Annotated in this window: 7 protein-coding genes; all 7 read left to right on the forward strand. The window is 62.2% G+C overall.

Annotated features, from left to right (window positions below):
- Positions 1-78: 78 nt before the first annotated feature.
- Complete coding sequence (locus GMO_RS07485; RefSeq protein WP_008851735.1) at positions 79-1,362, forward strand: adenosylmethionine--8-amino-7-oxononanoate transaminase; 1,284 nt, start codon at positions 79-81, stop codon at positions 1,360-1,362.
- Positions 1,359-2,555, forward strand: a complete 1,197-nt coding sequence (locus tag GMO_RS07490) for an aminotransferase class I/II-fold pyridoxal phosphate-dependent enzyme (protein WP_008851737.1) — start codon at positions 1,359-1,361, stop codon at positions 2,553-2,555. Before GMO_RS07485 ends, GMO_RS07490 begins: the two co-directional genes overlap by 4 nt.
- Complete coding sequence (locus GMO_RS07495) at positions 2,552-3,178, forward strand: alpha/beta fold hydrolase (RefSeq protein WP_008851738.1); 627 nt, start codon at positions 2,552-2,554, stop codon at positions 3,176-3,178. Before GMO_RS07490 ends, GMO_RS07495 begins: the two co-directional genes overlap by 4 nt.
- Complete coding sequence (locus tag GMO_RS07500) at positions 3,175-3,939, forward strand: methyltransferase domain-containing protein (protein WP_008851739.1); 765 nt, start codon at positions 3,175-3,177, stop codon at positions 3,937-3,939. Before GMO_RS07495 ends, GMO_RS07500 begins: the two co-directional genes overlap by 4 nt.
- Before the next feature lie 2 nt (positions 3,940-3,941).
- Positions 3,942-4,586, forward strand: coding sequence for a dethiobiotin synthase (bioD, locus tag GMO_RS07505; RefSeq protein WP_245528457.1), 645 nt, complete (start codon positions 3,942-3,944; stop codon positions 4,584-4,586).
- A gap of 166 nt (positions 4,587-4,752) precedes the next feature.
- Positions 4,753-6,300: a glucan biosynthesis protein gene (locus GMO_RS07510; RefSeq protein ID WP_008851741.1), complete on the forward strand. Its 1,548-nt coding sequence runs from the start codon at positions 4,753-4,755 to the stop codon at positions 6,298-6,300.
- Complete coding sequence (gene mdoH / locus GMO_RS07515) at positions 6,276-8,450, forward strand: glucans biosynthesis glucosyltransferase MdoH (RefSeq protein WP_050801437.1); 2,175 nt, start codon at positions 6,276-6,278, stop codon at positions 8,448-8,450. The genes GMO_RS07510 and mdoH overlap by 25 nt, the downstream gene beginning before the upstream one ends.
- Positions 8,451-8,509: the final 59 nt, after the last annotated feature.

Genomic DNA, 8,509 nt, shown 5'->3' on the forward strand with positions numbered 1-8,509 from the left:
ACCTTTTTGTGAATTCCGGATGCTGTCGTTATGGGCTGGGGGATAGACTTGGAGGCAGCCTTGCGGGAAAATTCACCCATGCCCAGCCCCTTTCCTCCCGGCGGCTCAAACCGCCATGCAGCCGATCTGCCCCATCTCTGGCTGCCCTATAGTCAGATGGAAACCGCGCCTTTCCCACTGGAAGCCGTCCGGACGTCCGGCAGCCGGATCACACTTGCAGACGGACGCGATCTGATCGATGGCGTGAGCGCATGGTGGACGGCCTGTCATGGCTACAACCATCCCCATCTGCACGAGGCACTGATCCGGCAGGCGGCCGCTATGCCTCATGTCATGTTCGGAGGCATGGTTCATGAACCGGCGCGCAGGCTGGCAGAGCGTCTGGCCGATCTGCTGCCCGGCGATCTCGAACGTACCTTTTTTACGGATTCGGGCTCGGTGGCGATGGAAGTCGCCGTAAAGATGGCCGTCCAGTACCATCTGAACCGGGGTGTGACGGGCCGGACGAAAATGCTGTCCTTCCGTGGTGGCTATCACGGGGACACGCTGGGCATGATGTCCATCTGTGATCCCGAGGAAGGGATGCACAGTCTTTTTGCCGATGTCCTGCCGCAGCAGATCCTGGCGGATCTGCCGGTTGATGACACCAGCACCACCGCTCTGGAAGCGCAGCTGAAGGAACGGGGAAACGACATTGCGGCCATCATCACCGAACCGCTGGTCCAAGGCGCGGGGGGCATGGTCTTTCACGATCCGGACGTCCTGCGCCGCCTGAGAGAGATGTGTGACCGGCATGGCATTCTGCTGATCCTTGATGAAATCTTCACGGGTTTCGGACGGACGGGCAGCATGTTCGCCTGTGAAGCTGCAGGAATCGTTCCGGACATCGTGGCTCTTTCCAAGGCCCTGACAGGCGGGACGATGGCGCTGGCTGCTACGGTGGCACGCCGGACCGTGTTCGAAGCGTTCCTGTCTCCGGACCCGGGGCGTGCCCTGATGCATGGCCCGACCTTCATGGCCAATCCGCTGGCCTGCGCGGTGGCCAATGCCTCGCTCGACCTGTTCGAAACGGAACCGCGCCTGGAGCAGGTCGCCGCCATCGAGACGCAGCTCCGGCGGGAGTTGGAGCCCTGCCGGGACCTGCCGGGCGTGCGGGATGTGCGGGTGCTGGGCGCCATCGGCGTTGTGGAACTGGACATCCTCGAGGATGCGGATGCCCTGCGTCGTGCCTTTGCCGAACGGGGCGTCTGGATCAGGCCGTTCCGCCGGATCGTGTATCTGACGCCGGCCTTCACCATTGCGCCGGAAGACCTGTCAGTTCTGACGGGGACGATCGTGGATGTTCTGCGGGAGCGCGCGTGAGCCGGTTCGATGCATATTTCCGGGCGGCCCTGACGGAGCGGGACGCGGCAGGAACGCGGCGCATCCTGCGTGCCGTGCGCCGGGAGGACGGGACGATCGTACGGGACGGAAGACGTCTGGTCGACATGTCCTCCAATGATTATCTGGGTCTGGCAGATCATCCGCTTCTTCGGGAGCGGGCGACGGAGTGGGCGCTACGTTACGGAACGGGCGCACGGGCATCACGGCTGGTCAGCGGGACACTGGACCTTCACCGGCGCGTCGAGGAAAAAATGGTCGGGTTCAAGGGCACGCAGGGGGCGCTCCTCTTCGCCAGTGGCTGGCAGGCCAATGCCTCGGTCATGCCTGCGCTATGTGGCCTGTCCATCAGTCGCACGGGCCATCCGATGCAGGTTTTCGCGGACCGCCTGAACCATGCCAGCTTGCATCATGGCTGCGCGGCGGCGGGCATACGGCAGGTGCGGTTCCGGCACAACGATCTGGACCATCTGGAAACGTTGCTGAAGCGCGAAGCCGGGAAGCCGGGCCTGCGGATGATCGTGACCGAGAGCGTCTTTTCCATGGACGGGGACCGGGCTGACATCCCGGCTCTCCGGACTCTCGCAGACCGTTATGATGCCTTTCTCTATCTGGACGAGGCTCATGCCACCGGCGTTCTCGGCCCTCATGGGCGGGGACTTTCCTGCGGGATGGCGGACCTTGCGATGGGAACATGCAGCAAGGCGCTGGGCGGCATGGGGGCTTATGTCGCGGGCTCAGGGGCAATGTGTGACTGGCTTGTGAACCATGCGTCGGGCTTCATTTACAGCACGGCGCTGCCGCCCGCCGTTCTGGGGGCGATCGATGCGGCGCTTGATGTCGTTCCGGGAATGGACGAGGCCCGCGAAGGTCTCCTCGCGCAGGCCGAACGGCTGCGGCGTACCCTGAACGGAGCCGGGTTCTCGACGGCGGACTCTACCACGCAGATCGTGCCCGTCCTGATCGGGGAATCACAGACGGCGCTTGATGTTGCGGTGGGGTTGGAAGATGCGGGATTTCTGACGGTCGCCATCCGGCCGCCGACCGTCCCGCTCCATACGGCGCGTCTCAGACTGGCGCTCCACGCCGGACTGACGGACGGTCAGATCGATGATCTGGGACAGGCCGTCATCCGTCTTGCGAAGCGTTCGGCAGGAGCGCCCACAGTCTCATGATCATGGATGTCTACTGTGTGCATGGATGGGGGTTTGACGCCTCATTCTGGGAACTGATGCTGGACCATCTGCATGACATGACCGCGCATGTCGCCGATTGTGGATATTATGGCGCGGAATACTGGCCTGCCCTGCCCGAACGTCCTTATATCGCTGTCGGTCATTCGGCGGGAGCGCTGCATCTTCTGAGGCGGCCCCTGCCGCGCTGCGCCGGACTGGTGTTTTTCAATGGCTTTCCCCGTTTCGTGGCGGGAGAGGATTTTCCCCAGGGAACGCCTGCGCGTTTTCTGGAACGGATGCGCAGCCGTCTGGGTCAGGCTCCGGAGGCCGTTCTGGCTGACTTCCGCAAACGCTGTGGCGTGGACAGTCCTTTGCCGGGTGTGCCGTGCGTCGAGCGGCTGGAGCGGGGACTGACGGCGCTTCTGGAAGAGGACCACCGCATGGAGGCCGGGCGATGGGGGGACAGATTGCACTGGATGACAGGGCGGGACGATCCGTTCGACGCGGCGCGGGCCGGGTTTTCCTCCTCTGGCCAGAGCGTGGAAGGAGGGCATCTTCTGCCACTGACGCAACCCGAAGCCTGTGCCCGGTTCCTGCGGTCCAGCCTGTCGGAAGCACAATGATAACGCCCGAAACACGCCAGCAGCAGATCGCTACCCGTTTCAGCGCGGCCACGGGTTATGATGCGGCCGCCGCGATCCAGAGACGCTGTGCAGACGTTCTGGCAGCGCGCATCGAAGCGTACTGCCCACAACCAGGCCAAGTGCTTGAATTCGGGTGTGGCACAGGGTTCCTGACCGAACGTCTGGCCACACTTTTTCCGGCCAGCGCCATTCTGGCGACGGATCTTGCGCCGGGCATGATCGAACGGGCCCGCGGGCGCGTTCCGGACGTGTCTTTCCGGGTTATGGATGCGGAAAATCCCGATATTTCTGGCCCTTTTGGCCTTATTGCCTCCAGCCTGTGCCTACAATGGTTCACGGATTACCGGGCAGGGCTGGAACGGCTTTGCAACCTGCTCTCTCCCGGCGGGGTTCTGATGGTCACGACCCTGCTGGAAGGAAGCCTTGGGGAATGGAAAGCGGCCTGTAGGGCGGAACAGGCACCCTGCGGTATTCCGGATTATCCCTCCGAAACGCAGATGCAGGCGGAATGGCCTGTCACGGGCAAAGGGCGATGGGAGGTTCTGTCGCTGACAGACCCGGTCCGGAATGCGCGGCATTTCCTGCGCGGTCTGCGGGAGATTGGCGCGTCCCTGCCAGCTGAGGGGAGCAGCCCGGCCAGCGCCAGCGCACTGCGGCGGGCCATGCGCCGTTTTGACAGTCAGGCTTCGGATGTGACCTACCGGGTCGGACTTGGTGTTTACGAGAGAACAGGATCATGAGCATGCGAAACGGCGTTTTCGTCACCGGCACAGATACGGAAATCGGCAAGACGCTGGTGAGTGCGATCCTCACAAAAGCCTGGCATGCGACCTACTGGAAGCCGCTCCAGACCGGTCTCTCCACCGAGAGTGGGGATAGCCCGACAGTCGCCAGCCTGAGCGGGGCGAAAGCGGACCGGATCATCCCGCCAGCCTATGCCCTTCAGGCGCCGCTGGCGCCGCTGGCGGCGGCGGATCTGGAGGGGCAGACCATCAACCCGGGCCGTCTGGTGCTACCGCATGTTCAGGGGACGCTGGTTGTGGAAGGCGCGGGCGGACTGATGGTCCCTGTCCGTGAGGACATGCTGATGATCGATTTCATGACGCGGCTCGATCTGCCCGTCATCCTTGTGACCCGAAGCGGACTCGGGACGATCAACCACACGCTGCTCAGTCTCGAAGCACTCCGCAAGCGGGGACTGCAGGTTCTGGGCTTCGTGCCCAGCGGAGCGGAAAATCCCAGGAATGTCCGCGACATCGAACGGTTCGGCAAGACGCGCTGCCTGTTTGAAGTACCGAAGCTGCGACGGGTCAGCGCTGCATCGGTGGAGCGGATTTCCCGTAACGTCCCGTCACCTGATGTCATGCTGCAACACATTTCACAATGATGTGTTGAACGGGAGGGTTGCCATGGTCTGGTGATACCGGTCTTGGAGAAAGGAGCCTTCCGGGTCGCATAGGGGCCTTCGCAGCTACGGAAACACGGTATATTGCCGGAATGGTAGGAGCTTTCTACGGGGAAGCTGTTGGAAACCGGGACTTTTAAGGACAAACATGAGTATCCTGCGCCGTGATCTGGTCAAGTTTGGAGCGGGCCTGTCCCTGATGGGTGCAACAGGACGTCTGGCCCATGCCCAGTCTGCGCCGGCTACTGGCAGGCCAGCCGCCAAAAGTGTGCCGTTTGACGATGAAACCGTTCGGAACCTGGCGCATGCCCTGTCCCGGAAAGCCTATTCCCCGCCCTCTCCCAACCTGCCCTCAGCCATCGCCAATCTTGATTTCGACCAGTACCGGACGATCACCTACAATCCGGACCGGGCGCTATGGCACGGGGAAAACCTGACCTTTGACGTGGAGTTCTTCCCCCGCGGCTTTCTCTATCGCCCCCGGATCGGAATGAACGAGGTCGTGGCCGGTCAGTCCACACCCATCCCCTACGACCCGGATCTTTTCAACTATTCCAATAATGTCCTGCGTGTGACGGATGATCTCGGCTTCGCAGGGCTGCGTCTGCGCTATGCCATCAATACGCCGGGCGTCATGGAGGAATGTGCCGTCTTTCTGGGGGCGTCCTATTTCCGGGCAGTGGCCAAGGGACAGAACTACGGCCTGTCGGCGCGGGGTTTCGCGGATGGGACCGGCAACCCGAAAGGCGAGGAATTTGCCATGTTCCGGGAGTTCTGGCTTGAAAAACCGGACCCGGGCGTGGAATCGGTCGTCATTCACGCGCTGCTGGACAGCCCGTCCGTGACCGGCGCGTTCCGCTTCACAATCCGGCCTGGTAATACGACCGTTTTTGATGTGCAGTCATCCTTCTTCCCCCGGCAGGATATGACGGAATCCGGCATCGCTCCCCTGACGGGCATGTTCTATTTCGATGCGAACGAGCGCAATCACGTCGATGACTGGCGACCTGCCGCCCATGACAGTGAGGCCCTCCAGATCTGGACCGGAGCGGGACAGCAGCTCTATCGCCCGCTGATCAACCCGACGGATCTCCAGTTCTCCGCTTTTCAGGATGACAGCCCGCACGGGTTCGGGCTGATGCAGCGCAAGCGCTCCTTCCATGACTATGAGGATCTTGCGCTCCTGTACGAGAAGCGCCCTTCCCTGTGGATCGAGCCGATCGGCAACTGGGGACCGGGGGCGGTGGATCTTGTCGAAATCCCGACGCCCAATGAGGTAAACGACAATATCGTGTCGTTCTGGCGCCCGAAGGAGCCTCTGAAAAAAGGGCAGGAATACAGCTTCATCTACCGTATGTACTGGGGCTGGGACACGCCCTGGCCCACACCGCTGGCCCGTGTCGCAGCAACGCGCATAGGCGGCGTGACGGACCATACTGAGGCGCGTTTCATCGTCATCGACTTTGACGGAGCCCCCTTTCAGAACCTACCTGACAACGTACAGTTCCACCTGATTTCGCAGTCCACACCCGGGACGATCCGCAATGTGGTCGTGGAGGCCAATCCGGAGATCAAGGGCTGGCGCACCACGTTTGAATTCGTGCCTGGTGATGCGAAGGTCTGTGAACTTCAGGCCCAGCTTGCGAACGATCAGGGCCCCGTGTCCGAGAAATGGATGTATCATTGGACACCGTGACCGGACAGCGCCTGTCCCAGGCGCCTTTCCTGCCCTCTGAATCGCCGATTGCGATGGAGACGCAGGATCTTCACCGCCAGCCGGACCGCCATGGGCGGCCATTTCGTGTTCTGCCCACCACGCCCCCGCTGCTGTGGATGCGGCGGCTGTTCGTGTTCGGGGGGGCCGTTCTTCTCACGGCCTTTGGCGTTTACAAGATCAATCAGGTCTTCAACTCGCTGGGTGTTTCGACGCTGGGCGTGATCGTACTGGTGCTGTTCGCGATCCTGGCTTTCTGGATCGCGTTATCCTTCACGTCCTGTCTGGGGGGCTTCGTCTCCCTGCTGCGCCGGGGCGGTCTGGGGCTGGGCATTCACCGCCATGGGCCGTTGCCTGAGCTGAAAACACGTACCGCCGTCCTGATGCCGACCTATAACGAGGACCCGGAGCGCGTCCTCGGCGGTCTGAAGGCCATCCATGACAGCCTTCTGGCCACGGGTCAGATCGATGCCTTCGATTTCTTCATCCTCTCGGACACGACCAATCCGGACGTCTGGATTCAGGAAGAACGGGCCTTTCTGGCATTACGGCAGGCCACGCATGGCGAACATCGCATCTTCTATCGCCGTCGCCACAAAAATACTGACCGCAAGGCTGGCAATCTGGGGGACTGGGTCACGCGCTTCGGCGGCCATTATCAGCAGATGCTGACACTGGATGCGGACAGCGTGATGGATGGGGGGCTCATCGTGCGGATTGTCTCCGCAATGGAGCACCATGATGGTGTCGGCCTGATCCAGACGCTTCCCGTCATTGTCGGGGGACGCACGCTTTTCGCGCGGATGCAGCAGTTTGCCGGGCGGGTCTATGGGCCGCTGATCGCACATGGCATCGCATGGTGGCATGGCTCGGAAGGGAATTACTGGGGGCACAACGCCGTCATCCGGACGAAGGCCTTTGCCGAACAGGCCGGGCTGCCGCATCTGCCAGGCAAGCCGCCTTTTGGCGGGCATATCCTCAGTCATGATTTCGTGGAAGCCGCGCTGATGCGCCGTGGGGGCTGGGCGATTCACATGGTTCCGGGCCTGTTTGGGTCCTATGAGGAAAGCCCGCCATCCCTGACGGACGTAGCCATCCGGGACCGGCGCTGGTGTCAGGGGAACCTCCAGCACAGCAAGATCCTCGGCACAAAAGGGATGCACTGGATCAGCCGCGTGCATATGCTGACGGGCATCGGTTCGTATGTGATGTCCCCGATCTGGCTGCTGTTCCTGCTGTTCGGCATCCTGATTTCGCTCCAGTCCCACTTCTATCATCCCGAATATTTCGGTACGCAGCCCACGCTCTACCCCCATTGGCCGCGTGTTGATCCCGTGCAGGCGAAGTTCGTGTTCATCGGAACGATGGGAATCCTGCTCGCCCCGAAAGGGCTGGCTTTCCTTGCCATGCTGTTCGACCGGGCCGCGCTCAGGGGTTCCGGAGGCGTGATCCGGCTGGCGGTTTCGATCGTCGTGGAAACCATTATCGGCGGTCTGATCGCGCCGATCGCCATGCTGATCCAGACTTCCGGCGTTATTTCCATCCTGCTGGGGCGGGATTCCGGATGGAACGCGCAGAACCGCGAGGACGGACGCGTTTCGCTGAAGGAAGTGGCACGCGGCTACTGGATCTATACGCTGTTCGGCATTCTGCTGGCGGCAGCGGCCTGGTCTGTCTCACAGGCGCTATTCCTGTGGATGACGCCGGTGCTGCTGGGGCTGCTGCTGGCCATTCCGCTTGCCGCGCTGACAGCCAGCCGCGATGCGGGAATGGCGATGCGTCGGGCCGGGCTGCTACTGATCGAAGAAGAAACCAGTCCGCCGCCGATCCTGCAACTCGCGGAAGCCAATGAGAAGGCCCGGGAACAGGCTGAACACAGTCCGGACAGACCGCCGGAAGAGGCTTTCAGGGCATTGCGTCAGGATCCGGCGCTTCTGGAGGCCCATCTCACCGCTCTGCCCCCGCCACGACGTCCGGGAACGCCGATTGACGCCAGCCTGCTGGTCGGACTGGTGAAACTTGAGGAGGCACCCTCCCTGAAGACGGTTCTGAACAGCCTCAGCCGGCCGGAAAAGGCTGCCGTTCTGGGCAATGCTGAAGGCGTGGAGCTGATCGAGCGGCTGCCGGACTGAACGGCTGCGTTTCCACCGCTTTCTCCGGGCGGTTCATGAGGAACAGGATAAAAAAACGC

Source organism: Gluconobacter morbifer G707 (assembly GCF_000234355.1).
In the GTDB taxonomy this organism is placed as follows: domain Bacteria; phylum Pseudomonadota; class Alphaproteobacteria; order Acetobacterales; family Acetobacteraceae; genus Gluconobacter; species Gluconobacter morbifer.